General features: G+C 62.3%; 17 protein-coding genes and 1 riboswitch. Of the genes, 7 read left to right on the forward strand and 10 right to left on the reverse strand.

What is annotated here, in order from left to right:
* On the forward strand, window positions 1-1041 hold the full coding sequence (locus EP867_RS06580) for an NAD(P)H-dependent flavin oxidoreductase (protein ID WP_277749356.1): 1041 nt from the start codon (window positions 1-3) through the stop codon (window positions 1039-1041).
* On the opposite strand, the gene EP867_RS06585 is transcribed toward EP867_RS06580, so the two are convergent.
* The 5 genes from EP867_RS06585 to EP867_RS06605 form a co-directional block, all read right to left on the reverse strand.
* Window positions 1042-1749 carry a thiamine ABC transporter ATP-binding protein gene (locus EP867_RS06585; protein ID WP_128487416.1) on the reverse strand — a complete coding sequence of 236 codons (708 nt, stop codon included), beginning with the start codon at window positions 1747-1749 and terminating at the stop codon, window positions 1042-1044.
* A complete protein-coding gene (locus tag EP867_RS06590; protein ID WP_128487417.1) occupies window positions 1736-3283 on the reverse strand; it encodes an ABC transporter permease subunit in 1548 nt (515 codons plus the stop codon). Before EP867_RS06590 ends, EP867_RS06585 begins: the two co-directional genes overlap by 14 nt.
* Entirely contained in the window at window positions 3259-4248 is a 990-nt protein-coding gene (gene thiB, locus EP867_RS06595; RefSeq protein WP_128487418.1) for a thiamine ABC transporter substrate binding subunit, read from the reverse strand. Before thiB ends, EP867_RS06590 begins: the two co-directional genes overlap by 25 nt.
* A gap of 36 nt (window positions 4249-4284) precedes the next feature.
* A riboswitch (TPP riboswitch) is annotated at window positions 4285-4388 on the reverse strand.
* A 759-nt stretch (window positions 4389-5147) separates the two neighbouring features.
* A complete protein-coding gene (locus tag EP867_RS06600; protein ID WP_128487419.1) occupies window positions 5148-5609 on the reverse strand; it encodes an ATP-binding protein in 462 nt (153 codons plus the stop codon).
* The gene (locus EP867_RS06605) at window positions 5599-5937 is read right to left on the reverse strand and encodes an STAS domain-containing protein (protein ID WP_128487420.1); all 339 of its coding nucleotides are present in this window, start codon (window positions 5935-5937) and stop codon (window positions 5599-5601) included. Before EP867_RS06605 ends, EP867_RS06600 begins: the two co-directional genes overlap by 11 nt.
* Window positions 5938-6082: 145 nt before the next feature.
* Between EP867_RS06605 and EP867_RS06610 the strand changes: the two genes are divergently transcribed.
* Both EP867_RS06610 and EP867_RS06615 read left to right on the forward strand, forming a co-directional pair.
* On the forward strand, window positions 6083-6319 hold the full coding sequence (locus tag EP867_RS06610) for an Lrp/AsnC ligand binding domain-containing protein (RefSeq protein WP_128487421.1): 237 nt from the start codon (window positions 6083-6085) through the stop codon (window positions 6317-6319).
* Window position 6320: 1 nt separating this feature from the next.
* Window positions 6321-7058 carry an SDR family oxidoreductase gene (locus EP867_RS06615; RefSeq protein ID WP_128487422.1) on the forward strand — a complete coding sequence of 246 codons (738 nt, stop codon included), beginning with the start codon at window positions 6321-6323 and terminating at the stop codon, window positions 7056-7058.
* Window positions 7059-7154: 96 nt separating this feature from the next.
* Here the strand turns inward: EP867_RS06615 and EP867_RS06620 are convergent, their stop codons facing one another.
* Window positions 7155-8507, reverse strand: coding sequence for an MATE family efflux transporter (locus tag EP867_RS06620; RefSeq protein WP_164888783.1), 1353 nt, complete (start codon window positions 8505-8507; stop codon window positions 7155-7157).
* 210 nt (window positions 8508-8717) lie between these two features.
* On the opposite strand from EP867_RS06620, the gene carB reads away from it, so the two are divergent.
* From carB to EP867_RS06635, 3 genes are all read left to right on the forward strand, one after another.
* Complete coding sequence (carB, locus tag EP867_RS06625) at window positions 8718-12047, forward strand: carbamoyl-phosphate synthase large subunit (protein WP_128487423.1); 3330 nt, start codon at window positions 8718-8720, stop codon at window positions 12045-12047.
* Between the two features lie 1651 nt (window positions 12048-13698).
* The gene (locus EP867_RS06630) at window positions 13699-14259 is read left to right on the forward strand and encodes a CAP domain-containing protein (RefSeq protein ID WP_128487424.1); all 561 of its coding nucleotides are present in this window, start codon (window positions 13699-13701) and stop codon (window positions 14257-14259) included.
* A 13-nt stretch (window positions 14260-14272) separates the two neighbouring features.
* Window positions 14273-14854: a L,D-transpeptidase gene (locus EP867_RS06635; protein ID WP_241656840.1), complete on the forward strand. Its 582-nt coding sequence runs from the start codon at window positions 14273-14275 to the stop codon at window positions 14852-14854.
* Between the two features lie 17 nt (window positions 14855-14871).
* Here the strand turns inward: EP867_RS06635 and radC are convergent, their stop codons facing one another.
* From radC to EP867_RS06655, 4 genes are all read right to left on the reverse strand, one after another.
* Window positions 14872-15624: a RadC family protein gene (gene radC / locus EP867_RS06640; protein ID WP_128487426.1), complete on the reverse strand. Its 753-nt coding sequence runs from the start codon at window positions 15622-15624 to the stop codon at window positions 14872-14874.
* A 94-nt stretch (window positions 15625-15718) separates the two neighbouring features.
* Window positions 15719-16864: a molecular chaperone DnaJ gene (dnaJ, locus tag EP867_RS06645; protein WP_128487427.1), complete on the reverse strand. Its 1146-nt coding sequence runs from the start codon at window positions 16862-16864 to the stop codon at window positions 15719-15721.
* Window positions 16865-16936: 72 nt separating this feature from the next.
* Window positions 16937-18862 (reverse strand): molecular chaperone DnaK, encoded by a 1926-nt coding sequence (gene dnaK, locus EP867_RS06650; RefSeq protein WP_128487428.1) that lies wholly within the window; start codon window positions 18860-18862, stop codon window positions 16937-16939.
* 201 nt (window positions 18863-19063) lie between these two features.
* A complete protein-coding gene (locus tag EP867_RS06655; protein WP_128487429.1) occupies window positions 19064-19891 on the reverse strand; it encodes an ABC transporter permease in 828 nt (275 codons plus the stop codon).
* 96 nt (window positions 19892-19987) lie between these two features.
* Between EP867_RS06655 and cysQ the strand changes: the two genes are divergently transcribed.
* The gene (gene cysQ, locus EP867_RS06660; protein WP_241656841.1) at window positions 19988-20797 is read left to right on the forward strand and encodes a 3'(2'),5'-bisphosphate nucleotidase CysQ; all 810 of its coding nucleotides are present in this window, start codon (window positions 19988-19990) and stop codon (window positions 20795-20797) included.
* The last annotated feature ends 103 nt before the right edge of the window (window positions 20798-20900 follow it).

Raw genomic sequence — 20900 nt, forward strand, 5'->3', positions numbered from 1 at the left:
CTGAACCCGGTCCGGCTCCCGTCAAGGGGGCCGGAGACCACCGCCAGCGGAGGAAACACTATGGCGATTTCAACCCGTATTACCGAGATGCTCGGGATTGAGCATCCCATCGTTCAGGGTGGCATGATGTGGGTCGGCACCGCCGATATGGCGGCAGCGGTCTCCAATGCCGGGGGGCTTGGCATCATCACCGCGCTCACCCAGCCCACGCCCGACGACCTCCGCCGCGAGATTGAGCGCTGCCGCGGTCTGACCGACAAACCCTTCGGCGTGAACCTGACGGTGCTGCCATCGGTCAACCCGCCGCCCTATGCCGATTACCGCAAAGCGATCATCGACAGCGGCGTGAAGATTGTTGAAACCGCAGGCGGCCGCCCGCAGGAGCATGTTGAGGATTTCAAATCCCACGGCATCACGGTGGTGCATAAATGCACCTCGGTGCGCCATGCCGTCTCGGCGGTGAAAATGGGCGCCGATATCATCTCGATCGACGGCTTTGAATGCGCGGGCCACCCGGGCGAAGACGATGTGCCGGGCCTTGTGCTGATCCCGGCAGCGGCCGATCAGATCAAAGTGCCGATGCTGGCTTCGGGCGGCTTTGGCGACGGGCGCGGTCTGGTGGCAGCCCTCGCGCTTGGCGCGGAGGGCATCAATATGGGCACGCGCTTTTGCGTGACCAAAGAGGCACCGATCCACGACAATATCAAAAACCTGCTGATCTCGAATACCGAGCGCGACACCGCGCTGATCTTCCGCGGCTTTAAGAACACCGGTCGTGTGACGAAAAACTCAGTGGCTGAGAAGGTGCTGGAGATCAGCGCCCGCCCGGATGTTGAGTTCAAAGATATCCAGCCGCTGGTGTCGGGCGCAAAGGGCCGTCAGGCGCTGACCACCGGGGATGTGGATGCCGGTCTGGTCTGGGGCGGTCAGGTCCAGGGCCTGATCCATGACATCCCCAGCTGCCAGGAGCTGATCTCGCGCATCATCGCCGAAGCCGAAGAGATCATCCAGGGCCGCCTCGCCCGCTTTGCGCGCGGCTGATCACACAAAGCGCCGGCCGCCGAGATAGCGTTGCAGCACCTCGGGCGGATCGGCCAGAAAGCGGCCCGTCTCCTCCGGGGGGCGGGCCATGCCTTCCGCCACCAGCACCGTCTGCGGACAAAGCCGCAGCGCGTCCTGCGGATCATGGGTCACCATCAGCAGGGTGATCCCGGTGGCCGCGCAAAGCTCTGCCACCAGATCGAGCATCTGTTCTTTCAGCGCCGGGCCAAGCGCCGCGAAGGGCTCATCCAGCAGCAGCAGGGGCCGCGCGCGCAAGAGAACCCGCGCCAGCGCCACCCGCGACTGCTCTCCGCCCGAAAGCTGCGCGGGACGGCGCGGGCCAAAGCCTGCCAGCCCCACCCGCGCCAGCGCCTCTGAGATGCTTTCGCGGTCCGTTGCCGTGAGCCGCAGGTCAGGCGAAATCCCCAGGCCAAGGTTTTCCGTCACGGTTAAATGCGGGAAAAGATTGCCGTCCTGAAACAGCATCGAGAGCGGCCGCGCCCCCGGGGCCAGCCCGCCGATATCGCGTCCCTCCCAAAGGATGCGGCCCGATGCGGGGGCATAAAACCCCGCGATGGCGGAAAGGAGCGAGGATTTCCCCGCGCCGGACGGGCCGATCACCGCCACCCGCGCCCCCGCCGCAATGGAGAAATCGGCGCTCAGGCGAAAGTCATCCTGCACCAGCGTCAAAGCCTCAAGCCGCAGCATTGCGTCGCCCCCAGAAATCAAAAAGTGCAAAAAGCCCGAAAGATAGCAGCACCAGCAGCAGCGCCGCCGCTTCGGCCTGGGCACTGCGGTAGGCACCCATCAGGCTCCAGACCTGCAAGGGCAGGGTCAGGCTCTGGTCGCTGGCGAACAGCGTGATGACTCCCAGATCGCCCATCGACAAAGCCGCCGCCACCCCAAGCGCCATGCCAAAGGGTCTGCGCAGTCGCGGCATCAGCGCGAAGCGCAGCCGCGCCAGCCCCCGCATGCCAAGGTTGTCGGCCAACCGCCCCTGCCCGGCCTCTGCCGCGGCCCAGGCGGGCATCAGCAGCCTCAGTCCAAAAGGCAGTGACATCAGCACATTGACCAGGACCGTGATCGGCAGCGAGAGCGACGATGGCGCCACAAAGGGGTTCAGGATCAGAAAAAGCCCCGCCCCCAGCGCCAGAGAGGAAGTCGCCATCGGCGCCATGGCCGCCAGTTCCACCCCGCGCCGCCCGGCCACCGCCGCAGGCGTCAGGGCCAGCAGGCAGAGCCCGCAGAGAACCGCCGCCGCCAGCGCCATCAGCACAGAGGTCAGCGCCGCCTGCCAGACCACCCCGGGCAGGCTGAAAAGCCCCGGCAGGCCGCGCAGCACCACCACACTGAGCGGCGCGGCCAGAAAAGCCGCCGCCAGCACCAGCGCCAGCCCGTCCGCCCCGCGCCGCCAGCCCCCCGGCTGCGGCAGGCGCTGCGCCCGGTCCAGCCCGCCCCCGAGCGGCATGCGCGCCTGCCCCCCGGCCAGCAGAACCGCCAGCGCACAAAGGCCAAACTGCACCAGCGCCAGCGCCGCCGCCCGTGGCAGATCAAAATCAAAGCGCACCGCCTGATAGATCGCCAGCTCCAGCGTGGTGGCCTTCGGCCCGCCCCCAAGGATCAGCACCAGTGCAAAGCTGCTGAGACAAACCAGAAACACCGCCAGCAGCGCCCCCGGCACCACCTGACGCAGCATCGGCAGTTCCAGATGGCGAAAGAGCGCCCGCGGACCAAGCCCCAGGCTTTCCGCCAGCCGCACCTGCTCCTGCGGGATGGCCTGCCAGCCGTGCAGCAGCATCCGCACCGCCAGCGGCATATTCAGAAAGACATGGCCCAGCAACACGCCGCTTAAGCCATAGATCTGCACGCCCGGCAGGCCAAAGGCCGCAAGCCCCTGATTCAAAAGCCCGTTGCGGCCAAAGACCCCCAACAGACCCAGCGCCGCAACCAGCACCGGCAGCAGAAAGGGCGCCCCCATGGCCGCGATCAGCAGCCCCCGCCCCGCAAAGCGCCGCCGCGCCAGCGCCCGCGCCACCGGCAGCGCCAGCGCTACCGAGAGCAGCGCTGAAAGCACCGCCTGGGTCAGCGAAAAGCGCACCGCGCTCCAGTCAGCCGATGATAACACCGGCCGCCCCGACTGCAGCGCCAGCGCCAGCCCCGCGCCGCCCAGCAGGAGCGCGATGACAATGGCCAGCGCCCGCCCGGGCAGGTTCAGACTTATTTTGACAGCGCGCTGCGCCATTCATCCACCGCATCAGACCGTATCGCTGCCGCTTCATCCGCGCTGAACAGTAGGGATTTTTCCGGCTTCATCAGGGTCTCAAACCCGGCAGGCAGCCCCTCTGCGGGGATTTTGGCGGGATACATCCAGTTGGTCTCAGGGATTGCCGCCTGGAACTCGCTGCTCAGCAGAAATGCCATGAACTGCTGCGCAAGCCCGGGCTCACGGGCAGATTTCAGCATGCCCGCCACTTCGATCTGCATGTAATGGCCTTCGGCGAACTCCGCCGCCGCCTTGCTGTCGTCTTTCTCAGCGATCAGGTGATAGGCGGGCGAGGTGGAATAGGACAGCACCATATCCGCCTCTCCCTTCAGGAAGAGATCATAGGCCTCTGACCAGCCGGGGGTCACGGTCAGAATATTATCCGACAGCCCCTCCCAGATCTCTGCCGCCCGCGCGCCGTAGGCGGCCTTCACCCACATCACCAGCCCCAGACCAGGCGTCGAGGAACGCGGGTCCTGGATCACCACTTTCAGATCCGAAGCAGCAAGCTCTTCGAAAGAGGCCGGCGGGCCGGGCAGGCGGGTTTTGTCATAGTTAAAGGCAAACCAGCCCCAGTCGAAGGGCAGAAACAGCGGGTCTTCAAAAGGCACCGGCAGATCGGGGGCGGCGGCCTGCCCATGGGGCACAAAAAGCCCGGTTGCGGCGGCCTGGGCCGTCAGTGCGGTATCAAGCCCCAGAACCACATCAGCTTCTGAGCGCGCGCCTTCCAGCCGCAGGCGTGCCAGAACAGCCGCGCCGTCGCCGCCGGGCAGAAAGCGCAGATCACAGCCGCACTGCGCCTCAAAGGCTTTCTCGACAATGGGCCCCGGCCCCCAGTCCGCCGCGAAACTGTCATAGGTCAGCACGGTCAACACCGGCTTTTGCGCCAGCGCCGCACCGGCGGTCAGGGTGAGAAGTGAAGCTGCACAGATAAGGGCTTTCATCCTTGCCTCCTTGTGACAGCGGAGAAAGCAGCGCCGGCAGGCCCGATGCACCTTCCCTCCGCCGGTATGAGCCGGTTCAGGTTCAACGGGTTCGCAACTGCATCTCAGCCAGGACCAGCCTGACACCCCGAGGTACAGACAGCATAGCGGATGACCAGACGGTGACAAGATGCCGCTGCCCCCGTCAGGCCAGGGCCGGATGAAGGCTGTCGCTTTTGGGAAAGACAGATCAACGCCCTCGCAGAGCCCCCGGGCAAAGGGGAGATCAGGAGCAAGGTTCTGCCCGCCACCGCTGCCGCCTGAGCGCAGGGCCCATCAACGCCCCCCGTCAGCAGGTCGATATTGGCTGAGGGGCGGGCGGCTATGGCACTCCTGCCCGCATCTGAGATGCTGCTACGCGGGTGCAGGTATAGCTGCGCCCTGATGACATCCGGAAGGCGATCAAAGGGATGGCAGACTGCCCGGGCCTTCAGGGGGCCGGGCGTGACCCCACTCCCTCAGTCAGGGGCCTGACCGATTGCCCCGCGCGGCGTATCCCTTGTTTAAAAATCGCGCGGTCGCCCTTGAAGGCGAATGCCTTTCACAGAGCCTGTTCGGGTGGGTGCCCCCCGGGGCGGGATTCAGGTTTTCACTGTGAGGCGGGGCGGCAGAGGCCAAAGTCCAGAGGGAGAGTTCGTTCATTCCCTCTCTGGCGACACGGTGACAGCACGGGCCGAAAAAGGGCCGCAGCCTTTCGCCAGAGCCCTGGCTTGGGGCTAACACATCATAGAGACAGAGCGTTCCGCATAACGCTCTCTGGCAGAGGGAAATGACAAGGGGCGCGGGGAACGCCGGCGGCCGGAAAGTGTCACACGATCTCTCGGCAAAGGCCGTAACAGGCGGCGGGAGTGTGCCGCATGTCACGCCGCTGCCTCAGGACGCAGGCAAAATCGCAGTTGATTGGCCCCCCTGACCCGGTCGAAACGGATGTCTGAGGCAAGGGCCCGGATCATGTGCCATCCGAAGCCCCCCTCCGGCAGACCATCCAGACCGGCAGGCTGTGCAGGCAGGTCAGGCAGACGCCCCTCAGGCAGGCGGCCATCGGGCAGCGGGCGGCCCTTGTCGGTGACAAGACACATCACCCCCCGGTCGAGCGGCAGCACCGAAAGTTCAATGTCACCGCCCTGCCCCTCATAGCCATGCTCGACAATATTGTTCAGCACCTCAGCCAGCACGATCTCCAGCGCGACGCGAAGATCTTCGTGCAGCGCGACCCCGGCAATCGCGCCGGGCAGTTCCTGCAGAGTGCGGCGCACCTCAAAGGGATCGGCCGCGATGACGCGGCGCAGGCCCTGAAATTCCTGAACGGGATCACCGGCCATCGTCCCCCCCTGCCTGCGGCACCTCAGCGTGAATGGTGAAGACCTGATCCATGCGGGTCAGGCGAAACACCTTTTCGACCGTGGGGGTCAGAGCGGCGAGTTCAAGACGCCGCTCAGGTCCGGCGAGTTTCATGACCGCCACCACCGCCCCGAGACCGCTGCTGTCGAGGAAATCCACCCGCGACATGTCCAGAACAATCCGCTCGGACGGCTTTTGAAAAATCTCACGCATCCGCTCTTTAAAATGGATGGCGACAGCGGCGTCGACGCGGTCTTCGCAGACCCGCGCCACCATGGTTCCGCCCGTTTCTTCACAGCTGATCTGCATATGATTCCCCTGCCCTCTCAGGAGATACTGTGGCAAATGCTTCTTAACAGAGAGTAACCACGCCCCCCCGGCGATACTCTCTTTGCAGGCCTTCCCCTTCACGCGCCCCCCGCCTATTCTGGCGGCGATCGTGAGGGAGATGCTGATGACCGCTGTTTTTGTTCAGTTCCGCTGCCAGCCAGGTAAGACCTATGAGGTGGCCAGCGCCATCTGGGACCGCGAGGTCGTCTCGGAGCTTTACTCGACCTCCGGGGAATATGACCTGATCGCAAAGGTTTACATTCCAGAGGGCGAAGATGTGGGGCATTTCCTGTCCCGCGCGCTCTTTGACATTCCGGGGATCGTGCGCACGCTGACCACGATGACCTTCAAGGCTTTCTGAGATGAGCCGCAGCGCGATTGTGACCGGCGCCTCTGACGGGATCGGAGCCGCCGTCGCGCAACGCCTGCTGAGCGAGGGCTGGCAGGTGGCCCTTCTGGCGCGGCGCGGGGAGAGGCTGGCGGAAGTGGCGGGCGGCCGGGCCGGGGCGCTGCCGCTGGTCTGCGATGTAACGGATGCCGAACAGGTGAAGGCCGCTTTCCGCGAGACGGTGGCGCAGTTCGGGCGGCTGGATTTTCTGTTCAACAATGCCGGGATTTTCACCCCGGCCGGCTTGATTGATGAGATCGACCCGGACGACTGGCTGCGCTCGGTAGCGGTCAATCAGACGGGGATGTTTTACTGCGCCCGCGAGGCCTTTTCGATCATGCGCCGTCAGGTGCCGATGGGCGGGCGGATTCTGAACAATGGCTCGGTGGCGGCGCAGTCGCCGCGCTGGGGCTCGGTCTGTTATACCACGACCAAACATGCCGTGACGGGGCTGACGAAACAGCTGTCGCTTGACGGGCGGGAGTTTCGCATCGCTGTGGGGCAGATTGATATCGGCAATGCGCGCACGGAGTTGCTGAAGGCCCATGTTGAGCGGATGAAAGCGGCGGATCCGGCGGCGGAAGAAACGCCGATGATGGAGCTGTCGACCGTGGCCGCGACCGTGGCGCATCTCGCCGCCCTGCCGGCGGAAGCCAATGCGCAATGGACCACGCTGATGGCGACCACCATGCCCCTCATCGGCCGGGGCTGAGGCGGCGCGGGGGGGCAGATTGAGTATTTAAGAAAAGCCAAAGGGCCGCCCGGGAAAACATCTCAGGCGGCCCTTTGCTGTCAGGGGTTTTGGACCTCAGGGGCGGGGGGCGCTTTTGCGAAAGCGCCAGATCAGGCAGACGGCGGTGAGCGAGAGGCCGATCACGAGGCCGAGCCAGATACCCGGGCCGCCCAGGCCGGCTTTAAAGGCCAGAAGATAGCTGGCCGGAATGCCGATGCCCCAATAGGTGATGGCGGCGATATACATCGGCACCCTTGTGTCCTGGATCCCGCGCAAAAGACCCAATGAGACGGCCTGTGCGGCATCAGCCACCTGGAAGAGGGCCGACATCATCAGCAGGACCGAGCCATAGGCGATGATTTCAGCCGCGCGGGGATTGGCCTCATCGAGAAAGAGGCCAATGAGCAGTTCGGGGAAAATCAGGAAAGCCGCGATGATGAACAGACCGATGCTCTGGCTGACCGCCAGGGCGGTCCAGGCGCCGTCGCGCAGCGCCCGGGCATCGCCTGCCCCCTGGGCCAGGCCGACTCGCACCGTGGCTGCATTGGCAAGGCCCACGTGGATCATGAAGGTGAGCGAGGTGATCTCCAGCGCGATACCATGGGCGGCAAGCTCAACCGTGCCGATCCAGCCCATCATCAGGGCCGCGGCATTGAAAAGCCCCCCCTCCATCAGAGAGGTGAAACCGATGGGCCAGCCAAGCCGGAACACCTGGCTGAGCGCGCCGGGATCGGCCCGCCAGAAGCGCTGAAAGAGTTTGAAGTGGCGGATCTTCGAGTGGAAGCCCGCCCAGAGGGCGATCGCAAGGAAGCTGAGGCTTTGCACCGTAACGGAGGAAAGCGCGGCGCCCTGGATGCCCAGCTCCGGCAGTCCGTAGTTGCCGAAGATGAAGAGCCAGTTCAGCCCGGCGTTCACAAAGGCCGCCGCCACCGTAACCCAGAGCACGATCTGCGCGCGCCCCTGGGCCGCGAGAAAGCTTTTCATGACCATGACCAGCAGCGCAGGGGCCATGCCCAGGCCCGTCACCCGCATGAAGGCCTGGGCGTTCTGCGCCACCTCATGTTTCTGACCGAGCAGCATCAGGATCTCATAGGAGAACCAGAAGACCGGGTAGATCAGCACCGAAAAGCCGATGGAGAGCCACATGCCCATCCGGGTGGCGCGGCGCACCTGTGTTTCATCCCCCCGGCCGAGCGCCTCTGCGGCAAGCGGCATGACGGCGGCGGCAAAGCCCGCGCCGAGCAGGAACATGATGAAGAAGGTCGAGGCCCCCAGCACCCCGCCCGCCAGAGCCTCGACGCTGTACCAGCCGAGCATGACGGTATTGGTGACATGCAGGATCACCTGAGCCACGTGGCTGCCGATCAGTGGCAGCGCAAGAATCAAAAGCGCGCGGACATGCGCAGGAAAGGACATGCGGGGGGTCATGGAAGCCATCCGGAGGGTCGCCGCAACGGCAGCAACAAAGGGTCAGCCATAGCTGCGATCGGGCGATTCCTCAAGCTGTCGGCCCCCTGCGTCGCTTTGCACAGGGCAGGATGCGGGAAATCGCATGTCTCCCCCCGTTATTGACTTGCGATCCTGCCGCCCATGCCTATAACGCCGATCAATTTGCCGCCTGAAACGCCAGAGGATCCCATGCCGAAAAGAACCGATATCAAGTCCATTATGATCATCGGGGCAGGGCCCATTGTTATCGGCCAGGCCTGCGAATTTGACTATTCGGGCGCTCAGGCCTGTAAGGCGCTGCGCGAAGAGGGCTACCGGGTCATCCTGGTGAACTCGAACCCCGCGACCATTATGACCGACCCAGGCCTCGCGGATGCGACCTATATTGAGCCGATCACCCCGGAAGTCGTCGCCAAGATCATCGAGATCGAGCGCCCCGATGCGCTGCTGCCGACCATGGGCGGCCAGACCGGCCTGAACACCTCGCTCGCACTGGCCGATATGGGCGTGCTGGAGAAGTTCAACGTCCAGCTGATCGGCGCCAAGCGCGAAGCCATTGAGATGGCGGAAGACCGTAAACTCTTCCGCGAAGCCATGGACCGTCTGGGCATTGAGAACCCCAAAGCGACCATCGTTGCCGCGCCGAAGCTGCCCAATGGCAAATATGACATCAACGCCGGCATCGCTCAGGCGATGAAGGATCTTGAGCACATCGGTCTGCCCGCGATCATCCGTCCCGCCTTCACCCTCGGCGGCACCGGCGGCGGCGTGGCTTACAACCGCGATGACTATGAAGCCATCGTGCGTTCGGGCCTTGAGGCCTCGCCCATGGCGCAGGTTCTGGTCGATGAATCGCTGCTGGGCTGGAAAGAATATGAGATGGAGGTTGTCCGCGATAAAAAAGACAACGCCATCATCGTCTGCGCGATCGAGAACATCGATCCGATGGGTGTGCACACCGGTGACAGTATCACCGTGGCCCCTGCCCTGACGCTGACCGACAAAGAATATCAGATCATGCGCAACGGCTCGATCGCCGTTCTGCGCGAGATCGGTGTGGAAACCGGCGGCTCGAACGTGCAATGGGCGATCAACCCGAAAGACGGCCGTATGGTCGTCATCGAGATGAACCCGCGGGTGTCGCGCTCCTCGGCGCTGGCCTCGAAAGCCACCGGCTTCCCGATTGCAAAGATCGCGGCGAAACTGGCGGTCGGCTATACGCTCGATGAGCTCGACAACGACATCACCAAGGTGACCCCGGCCTCCTTTGAGCCGACCATCGACTATGTCGTCACCAAGATCCCGCGCTTTGCTTTTGAGAAATTCCCGGGCTCGCAGCCGAACCTGACCACCGCGATGAAATCGGTGGGTGAGGTTATGGCCATCGGCCGGACCATCCACGAATCGCTGCAAAAAGCGCTCGCTTCGCTGGAAACCGGTCTCTCGGGCTTTGACGAGATCGAGATCCCGGGCGCACCGGATCGTGCCGCCATCTCAAAGGCGCTGTCGGAAGCCACCCCGGACCGTCTGCGTGTGATCGCTCAGGCGATGCGCGAAGGCTTCAGCAATGACGACATTCAGGCGATCACCTCGTTTGATCCCTGGTTCCTGTCGCGCATCCGCGAAATCATCGATGCGGAAGCAGATGTCCGTAAGAACGGCCTGCCGGTCACCGAAGACGGTCTGCGCAAACTGAAAATGATGGGCTTCACCGACAAGCGTCTGGCCACGCTGACCGGTCGTGACGAAGCGCAGGTCCGCCGCGCGCGCCGCAACCTTGGCGTCAAAGCGGTCTTCAAGCGCATCGACACCTGCGGTGCCGAGTTTGAAGCCCAGACCCCCTATATGTATTCGACCTATGAAGCCCCGGCGATGGGCGAGGTGGAATGCGAAGCGCGTCCCTCGGATGCGAAAAAGGTGGTCATTCTCGGCGGCGGCCCGAACCGGATCGGTCAGGGCATCGAGTTCGATTACTGCTGCGTCCATGCCTGCTATGCGCTGACCGCGCAGGGCTATGAGACCATCATGATCAACTGCAACCCCGAGACCGTGTCGACCGACTATGACACCTCGGACCGTCTGTATTTCGAGCCGCTGACCCTTGAGCATGTGCTGGAAATCCTGCGCGTTGAGCAGGAGAACGGCACCCTTCACGGCGTGATCGTGCAGTTCGGTGGCCAAACGCCGCTGAAACTGGCGAATGCGCTGGAAGAAGAGGGGATCCCGATCCTCGGCACCACCCCGGATGCCATCGATCTGGCCGAAGACCGTGGCCGCTTCCAGCAGCTGCTGAACGACCTGGGACTGAAGCAGCCGGTCAACGGCATCGCCTCGTCGGGCGAGGAAGCCTTTGAGATCGCGCAGCGCGTCGGCTATCCGCTGGTGATCCGTCCCTCCTTCGTTCTGGGCGGCCGCGCGATGGAAATCGTGCGCGATGACGCACAGCTCAAGCGCTATATCACCACCGCCGTTCAGGTCTCGGGCGACAGCCCGGTGCTTCTGGACAGCTATCTCTCGGGTGCCATCGAAGTCGACGTCGACGCGCTTTGCGACGGCAAAGACGTCCATGTTGCCGGCATCATGGAGCATATCGAGGAAGCGGGCGTCCACTCGGGCGACTCGGCCTGCTGCCTGCCGCCCCACTCGCTCTCGGATGAGATCGTTGAGGAACTGAAGCGTCAGACCGTGGCGATGGCCAAAGCGCTGAACGTGGTCGGCCTGATGAACGTGCAGTTCGCGATCAAAGACGACGTGATCTTTGTTCTGGAAGTGAACCCGCGTGCTTCGCGCACCGTGCCCTTCGTTGCAAAAGCCACCGATTCGGCGATTGCTTCGATCGCAGCCCGTCTTATGGCCGGCGAGCCGCTGTCGAACTTCCCGCTGCGCGCGCCCTATGCCGCAGACGTGGGCCCTGACAGCCCGCTGCCGCTGGCGGATCCGATGACCCTCGCAGATCCGAAAACCCCCTGGTATTCGGTCAAAGAAGCTGTGCTGCCCTTCGCCCGCTTCCCCGGCGTTGACCCGCTCCTCGGGCCGGAAATGCGCTCGACCGGCGAAGTCATGGGCTGGGACCGCAACTTCGCGCTGGCCTTCCTGAAGGCGCAGATGGGCGCAGGCGTCACCCTGCCCGAAAGCGGCCGCGTGTTCCTGTCGGTCAAAGACATGGACAAATCCGCCGCTCTCGCAGAGGCCGCCCGTGACCTCATCGCTCTGGGCTTTGAGCTGACCGCAACCCGCGGCACCGCCAAATGGCTTGAAGCCGAAGGCATCGCCGCCACCGCGATCAACAAGGTCTATGAAGGTCGCCCGAACATCGTGGACGCGCTGAAGAACGGCGAGATTGCCATGGTGATGAACACCACCGAAGGCACCCAATCGATTTCGGACAGCCGTGACATCCGCCGCTCGGCACTGATGGACAAGATCCCCTACTTCACCACCGCTGCCGCCTCCATCGCGATTGTGGCCGCGCTGAAGGCCCGCGGAGAGGGCTACGGGGTCCGCACCCTGCAGGGCTGATCGCTCCATCTCCTGACACTCTGAAAGCCGGGCAGCCACGCTGCCCGGCTTTTTCATATTCCCCACCCGAGCCTCGCGAACAGGCCCCGCGTGGCCAGAGAGATTGCCCCGACATCACAAGCTGCGCTGAGGGCAGCCCCCTGGGGGAGGATCAGTGCATCTCAGGCCGGAGTCTCCTGTCAAAAAGTACCGGCGCGCGAGGCATCACAGGTTGGTTTTAAGCCCCAACTTAAGCGGTTTGGATGCTGAGCACGGTTTGTCAGGAAACAGTTCAAGGTATGACCCCACACGTTTATTATGATCTATTTATGATCATAATGATCACAATATAATGCTCAGAATTTTGCGGTCAGATTAAACGGCAAGATCGCTTTTAGCTCGCCGATCTCCTTGAAATAGATGGCGCAGCAGCACCCGAGCACAGCTCCATCAAGACAGAAGCCCGAAGTTGTAGTGAGGAATTTAGGGCTGGCTTGGGTCGCGCTCGCTTAAAGTATTCCGGCACGTCCGGCCCTGATCTCTGCCCGACAAAAAATCTTTCAAAGCAACACCTTAGCCGCGCTTTTCACGCAATTGCCTGCCCCGCTGCCCGGATCACAAACTGCCAGCCCCGGAACATCTGGAGCCCCCTCTGCTCGACGCGGGATGCTGTGGTTCCTGAGCCAAAAATCAGGCTAAGCCGCTGAAGGTTTTGGATTTTCAGCCAAAAGCGACCGAAGCAATCAGCGTGTCAGACTCAATCGACCATAGGCCGCCGATTGGTGGAGCGAAGCCACGCCTGAAGACCAGCCCGGCTGCTCGCGCCATTCCCTTTCAGACATCGCATCTCTCACATTCTGCCAAAGAATGCGGGATGTGAGAGTCGGTCGGGCATCACAGACCAGCAACACAAACTGAAGCAGGCATTTCCCGGCAGCGCAGGGACGACGCTTAAGACACCCGCCTTTCAAGCCGAGCAGGACCTGCAAAGTCTGGCTCCCATCGCCTTTCATGCTCGATGGCTTCAGATCCTGGTCAGAGCGCCGACTTGTCCCATGACCCTATGACTATCCGACAGACACCCCGAACGAGGTGCCTGCCGTCAGCGTTCCAGCCTTAAACGAACAGAACGATAATCTGCCTCGCTTCCTGTTGAGAGCAATCGCGCCGGCCCTTTGGCGCGGAAAGGAAGGCTGCCCCATTCACTCCAGCCCAATCGCCCGTTCGAGGTTTGAAGAAAAGTACAATTTTTTACAATACAAGTAGCATTCTTAATATGCATAGTTTGCATATAAAACTAATTCGACCTAATAAAATGCTCTGCCCGCTCAAAGTGTCTGCCAAAAAGCTTTTGCTCTCCCCCTGCCCCACCTCCGCGGCTCTCACCTCTTTGCCGCCCCGAACGGAGAGCTTCTTTCTCATCCCGGAACGGACCAGAGATCTCCCTCTCTGCGAACACACCTGAGGCGGGGCGTTTGAAAACCGGGAAGCCTGAAATCAGGAACCTCCCGGCGCGCATCGCGTCTTCTGAGGGAAAGGGCAAAGACCCGTGCCGTCGCCTCATCACGGGCAATCGCGTCTCACATCGGGCTCACGCGATTTTTTGGCTGCAGGACTTGCCAAAGCCCCCTTACTCAGGCCAGGTGCCGCCGGATTTCAGGAATATCGAACGATGAGCCTTCTCGCCCAAAGCCTTCCCTTTGCCCCGACAGCCCTGCGGCGCAGCGCGCTGCTGACGGGCCTTGCCCTGCTGCTCGCAGGCTGCGCTGAGCTGAGCTCGTCCTCGGCCCCGCGTCTCAACAAAGAAGGCGCTGCCGCCTGGAGCAGCTATGCGGTCACGCCGCAGAACATCGCCGCCGTGCGCGCCCGCGCATTGGATACGGTCAACAACACCCGCAGCTCGGCCGGGCTGGGCCCCGTTTCGCTCGATGACTCGCTGAACCGCGCGGCCGAGCGTCACTCAGCCTCGATGTCGCGGCAAAAGCGGGCCTGGGCCTTCGGGGAAGACGGCTCCTCGCCGATCCACCGCGCGGCGCAGGCCGGGTTCCAGGGCAGCTTCCTTGGTGAAATGGTCTCTGAGACCTATCAAAGCGAGGTTCAGGCCATCGCAACCTGGGCAGCCAAGCCGGAACTGCGCGCGATTCTGCTGGATCCGCGCGCGACCCGTATCGGGCTCGGGGCCTTCCAGGATCCTGACATGAAACTCTGGTGGACCCTCAATGTGGGCCAGTAAAACGGAGCAAAAGATGCCAGAAAGCTTCAACCGCCGCCGCCTTTTGGGCTTTGGCGCCTTTGCGGCTGCGGGCCTTGCCGCCCCCGGTCTGCTGCGTGCGCAGGTGACCATGGTGCAGCCGTCGCAGGGCCATCACCACAACGTGGCCGGCTTCAGCGCGCAACGCTGGCAGGACCATTTCCAACACCTGCGCAAAGGCGCGATCCTGTGCGATCTGACCTCGCGGGTGCTGCACTTCTGGTCCGAGGATGAGCAGACCTATCTGGTCTATCCCTCCTCGGTGCCGCGCGACGAAGAACATACGCAGCGCGGCTATACCGAGATCGTGCTGAAGCGCCGCAATCCGACCTGGATCCCCACCCCGACCATGCGCGCCGCAGACCCGACGCTGCCGGAGAGCATTCCGCCGGGCCCGGACAATCCGATGGGCAGCCGGGCGCTGAACCTTGGCTGGCAGTATTACCGCATCCACGGCATCGACAATCTCGATAAGATCGGGCGTCCAGCCTCCTCCGGCTGTGTCGGTCTGTTCAACCCGAATGTGGAAGAACTCTTTGAACTGGTTCAGGTCGGCACTCAGGTGCGCTTCCTTTGATCCTTTCGTGCCGGTGGCTAAAGCCAGCCACCGGCACGAAAACTGACCTCTCTCTCCCGGCCGATGATCAGATGATCATGCAGCACCAGCCCAAGCGCCCGGGCGGCCTCTTCGATCTTTAAGGTCATGGTAATATCAGCATCCGAGGGCGTGGGATCGCCGGAGGGATGATTATGCACCAGGATAAAGGCGCTGGCATCCAGTTCGAGAGCGCGTTTTACCACCTCCCGCGGGTAAACCGGCACGTGATCCACGGTGCCACGGGCCTGTTCTTCATCGGCAATCAACACGTTTTTCCGGTCGAGATAAAGCACGCGAAACTGCTCAACACTGCTGTGCGCCATGGCGGTGTGGCAGTAGTCTAAGAGGGCCTCCCACCCCGACAGAACCGGCCGGTTCAGCACCCGCGCCCGCATCATCCGCGCGGCTGCTGCCTCTGTCACCTTCAGATGACAGGCCACGGCCTCTCCCACGCCGTCCAGGGCCAGAAGACGCGGCAGGGGCGCGGCAAGGACCGCGTTGAAATCGCCGAATGTCTTGAGAAGCTTATGCGCAAGCGGTTTGACATCGCCGCGCGGCAGGGCAGCGAAAAGCACCATTTCCAGCAGCTCATAATCCGGCAATGCTGCAGCCCCGCCCTGGAGAAAGCGGCTCCGCAACCGCTTGCGGTGGTCGCGGATATAAGACGGCACCACCCCGGCAGGCAGGGCCACCGGATCAGCCTCGGCATCAAAGAAGCGCTGTGTCAGATCGGAAAAACCCCGGCTCATGGACAGAGCCTGGCAGTTCTGAGTTAATTTCCTCTTAAAGCCCTGCGCCATCAAAAGCCGAAAAAGCAAAGGGCGCCCGAAGGCGCCCCGCTTGTCAGCTTTTCTTGTCCCAGAAGCTCTTCACCTTGGAAAAGAAGCTGTTGCCTTCGGGATTGTTATCCTCGGCAAGGCGCTCAAACTCTTCCAGAAGCTCGCGCTGACGGGCCGACAGATTCACCGGGGTCTCAACCGCCAGTTCAATCATCATATCGCCGCTGCCACCACCGCGCAGCGCGGGCATCCCCTTGCCACGCAGGCGCATCTGCTTGCCGGTCTGGCTGCCCGCAGGCACTTTGACCCGCGCTTTGCCGCCGTCGATCGTGGGCACCTCAACCTCACCGCCAAGCGCGGCGGTGGTGATCGAGACCGGCACGCGGCAGTAAAGGTTCACGCCGTCCCGCTGGAAGATCTGGTGATCGCGGACCTCGATGAAGATATAGAGATCGCCCGTCGGGCCGCCGCGCATCCCGGCCTCGCCCTCGCCGGTCAGGCGAATGCGGGTCCCGGTCTCAACCCCGGCAGGGATATTGACCGACAGATTGCGCTCTTTTTCGACGCGCCCCGCACCGCCACAGGCGCGGCAGGGATTTTTGATCGTCTGGCCAGCGCCGGAACAGGTCGGGCAGGTGCGCTCAACAGTGAAAAAGCCCTGCTGCGCACGGACTTTGCCCATGCCCTGACAGGTGGGGCAGGTCACCGGCTCAGACCCGTTTTCGCCACCCGAACCATGACAGACGTCACAGTTCACCGCCGTCGGCACGTTGATCGTCTTCTGGACGCCGTTAAAGGCTTCTTCCAGCGTTACGCGCAGGTTGTAGCGCAGATCCGATCCGCGCCGCGCCCGATTGCGACCACCGCCGCCGCCGCCACGGCCGCCCATGAAATCGCCGAAGAGATCTTCAAAGACATCCGAGAAGGCAGAGGAGAAATCACCGCCGCCGCCGCCAAAGCCACCGCGGCCCCCGCCCATGCCCCCTTCAAAAGCAGCATGACCAAAGCGGTCATAGGCCGCCTTTTTCTGCTCATCCTTCAGGGTCTCATAGGCCTCATTGACCTCTTTGAACTGCGCCTCGGCATCCGCATTGTCGCGGTTGCGGTCGGGGTGCAGCTCTTTCGCTTTGGTGCGATAGGCCTTTTTGATTTCTTCTGCCGAGGCGCCCCTGGCGATGCCAAGCACCTCATAGAAGTCACGTTTTGCCATTCCGTTCCCCGTATCGAGTCAAAGACAAAGGGCGGTCCTTCTTCAGGACCGCCCCCGCTTCGCTCTGTGCTGTCAGCGACGCTTGCGGTCTTCGCCGAGATCTTCGAAATCGGCGTCAACGATGTCATCATCGCTGTCACGACCACGTGCGGGGCCTTCGTCGTCGCCATCCGCATCGCCCTGGCCATCAGCCTGAGCTTTGTAGATCGCTTCGCCGAGCTTCATGGCAGCCTCGGTCAGGTTCTGGATCGCCGATTTGATCTTGCCGGCATCGTCTTTCGCCAGAGCCTCTTCCAGCGGGCCCATGGCCAGCTCGATGGCTTCGACGGTCGACGGATCCACCTTGTCCGAATGCTCTTTCAGCGACTTTTTGGTCGAGTCGAGCAGGCTTTCGCCCTGGTTTTTCGCTTCAACCAGCTCTTTACGGGCCTTATCGGCTTCGGCGTTGGCTTCTGCATCGCGGATCATCTGTTCGATGTCTGCATCCGACAGACCACCCGAGGCCTGGATGGTGATGCGCTGCTCTTTGCCGGTGCCTTTGTCCTTCGCCGAGACCGAGACGATGCCGTTGGCGTCGATGTCAAAGGTCACTTCGATCTGCGGCATGCCGCGCGGAGCCGGCGGGATCTGCTCAAGGTTGAACTGACCCAGCATCTTGTTGTCCGCAGCCATTTCGCGCTCACCCTGGAACACGCGGATGGTCACGGCATTCTGGTTGTCTTCTGCGGTCGAGAACACCTGCGATTTTTTGGTCGGGATCGTGGTGTTACGGTCGATCAGACGGGTGAAGACACCGCCCAGCGTCTCAATGCCCAGCGAGAGCGGGGTCACGTCGAGCAGAACCACGTCTTTCACGTCGCCCTGCAGAACGCCGGCCTGGATGGCTGCGCCCATGGCCACGACTTCATCCGGGTTCACGCCCTTGTTCGGCTCTTTGCCGAAGAATTCGGTGACAGCCTGGATGACTTTCGGCATGCGGGTCTGACCGCCGACCAGAACGACCTCATCGATGTCGCCTTTCGACAGGCCGGCATCTTTCAGCGCTGCGATGCAGGGCTTGAGCGACGCTTTGACCAGATCGTCGACCAGCGATTCCAGTTTCGCACGGGTCAGCTTCACCATCAGGTGCAGCGGCTGGCCGGTGTTTTTGTCCATCGAGATGAACGGCTGGTTGATCTCGGTCTGCTGCGAGGACGACAGCTCGATTTTGGCTTTCTCAGCGGCTTCTTTCAGACGCTGCAGAGCCATTTTGTCGAGGGTCAGGTCAACGCCATGCTCTTTTTTGAACTCGCCTGCCAGGTAGGAGACGATGCGCATGTCGAAGTCTTCGCCACCGAGGAAGGTGTCGCCGTTGGTCGATTTCACTTCGAACAGGCCATCATCGATCTCGAGAATGGTGATGTCGAAGGTACCGCCGCCAAGGTCATAGACCGCGATGGTTTTGCTGTCTTTTTTGTCGAGGCCATAGGCCAGCGCAGCCGCAGTCGGCTCGTTGATGATGCGCAGTACTTCCAGACCGGCGATTTTGCCGGCGTCTTTGGTAGCCTGACGCTGAGCATCGTTGAAGTAGGCCGGAACGGTGATGACAGCCTGCGTGACGGTCTCGCCGAGATAGGACTCAGCGGTTTCTTTCATCTTCTGCAGGATGACGGCCGAGACCTGCGCGGGGGAATATTTCTCACCGCGGGCTTCAACCCATGCGTCACCATTGCCACCGTCAACGATGGCGTAGGGCATGTTTTTCTTATCTTTTTCCAGTGCCGGATCATTGGCGCGACGGCCGATCAGACGTTTCACTGCAAAGATGGTATTGGTCGGGTTGGTGACGGCCTGGCGCTTTGCAGGCTGACCGACGAGACGCTCGCTCTCGGTGAAGGCAACGATCGACGGCGTGGTACGCGCGCCTTCCGAATTCTCGATCACACGGGGCTGCGAACCGTCCATGATGGCGACGCAGCTGTTGGTCGTGCCGAGGTCGATACCGATGACTTTGGCCATATTGCTTCCTCTTCAGGCGATATGCAGGAACCGGACCCTCACATGTGGCATCCGGCGCCGATCCCAGATTACAGGTCCGGAGTGATCCGGGCCCCTTACGTTCGGGTATATATGGGGGGGCTTATCGCCCTGCAAGTGTCACGCCGCTGTGATTTTGCAACGATCCCGCTACGCCAGGCCAAAGCCCGCCATCTGCCTGATTTATTTACCTGCACCCCAGCTCAGCGAGGCATGGCGACGGGTGTAAAACTCCAGCATCAGACCCAGCATCAGGCAGCAAAGCGTTACAATGACCGGATAGCTGAGGCTGGTGTAGCGCGGCTCATAGTTCAAAAAGATCGCGCCCCGCGCCTGGTCGATGCAGTGAAACAGCGGGTTCCAGTCGAAAAGCCCGATCATGCTTCCGGGCAACATATTGACCACAAACATCTTTCCCGAGGCGATCATATTCACCCGCTGATAGACGGTTGAAATCATCATCACACCCGAGGGCCACCAGGGCTTCGCCGCCAGCAGCACCATGCCGATCGTCGCCCCCGATCCCCAGGCCAGAAGAAAAATGCCTAAAGTTTTCGCTGGATTGTGAATGGTGATCTGCTGAACCGCAGCGTGATAGACCCAAAGCACAATCGCCGCCGATAAAACCTGCAGGTAAAGCGACGACAGCGCCGCCGCCATGATCGAGATCACGGTATTCATCGGTGCATGTTTCATCATGGGAGAGGTCGGCCCCTCTGCCCCGGAAACCGCCCCCACCGCCTTGGTATGGGTCAGGAACATAAAAACGCCCGACATCACATAGAGCAGAAAATCACCCCGGATCGCCAGGCGGCGCATGTTTAAAAGCTCAAACATGATGTAGAAAACGCCCACCAGCAGCACGGTCTGAAAGACGTTGAGCAAAAGCCCCACCATGGCATTGCCATGAGATTTGCGCACATTGCGCACCGTCGCGTGATAAATCCGCTCCAGCAGCGAGATCGCGCTGCCAAGGCGCCCGGTTTTTCTGCTCTCTGCCGCTTTAAACATGTACCGTCCGCATACTTGCCCCGATCGCGCGCCAGCCCCTAATGTAGACTGCGATTGCGGCATCACGAAGACATTTGCGCGTGAGAGAGGATTTCCATGACCCTGACAACCGCAGAGCGCCAGGCCCTTGTGACGACCATGCGCCGCCTTGCCCTTCAGGCGGGTGAGGCCATTCTTGAGGTCTATCACTCCGGCGACAGCGGCACCCGCCTGAAGGCGGATGAAAGCCCCGTCACTCTGGCCGATGAGGCCGCAGACCGGCTGATCTCGGCAGGTCTCAGGGCAGAGTTTCCGCAGCTGACGCTGATCACCGAAGAACAGGCCGAAAGCCATGCGCTGCAGGCTTCGACCTTCCTCATCGTTGATCCCCTTGATGGCACGAAGGAATTTGTGCAGCGTCGCGGCGATTTCACCGTCAATATCGCCTATGTCGAAGAGGGTGTGCCGCTTCTTGGCGTGGTCTATGCCCCGGCAAAAGAGCGGCTTTTCTATACACCTGCTGAGGGCGGCGCGGTGGAAGAGGAAGCCCCCTTCGGTGCCACAGCCGGCCGCATCAAGCCGCTGCGGGTGGCAGAGCCTGATCTGAATGCGCTGCGCGTCGTCGCGTCAAAATCGCACCGCGACCAGGCGACGGATGATTACATCGCGCTTTATCCGACCGGCGATCTGAAAAGCGCAGGCTCCAGCCTGAAGTTCTGCCTTGTCGCCTGCGGCGAGGCCGATCTCTATCCCCGCTGCGGGCGGACCATGGAATGGGACACCGCTGCCGGCGATGCGATTTTGCGCGCGGCGGGCGGGGTCATGGTCCACATGGAGGATCTGCGCCCCTTCACCTATGGCAAAGCCGGCTGGGAAAACGGCTTCTTTATCGCCGCTGCGCCACAGGTCCCGCTGAAGGCGCGGTAATCAGCGGAAGATTGCAACCCTGGGTTTGCGCGCAAACAAATCCGTTGCGAGAAGATTTGCACTGATCTACGCCGGAGCGGTCCTGCCCGGACCGGCTCCAGCC

The organism is Falsigemmobacter intermedius (assembly GCF_004054105.1).
Classification (GTDB): Bacteria; Pseudomonadota; Alphaproteobacteria; order Rhodobacterales; family Rhodobacteraceae; genus Wagnerdoeblera; species Wagnerdoeblera intermedia.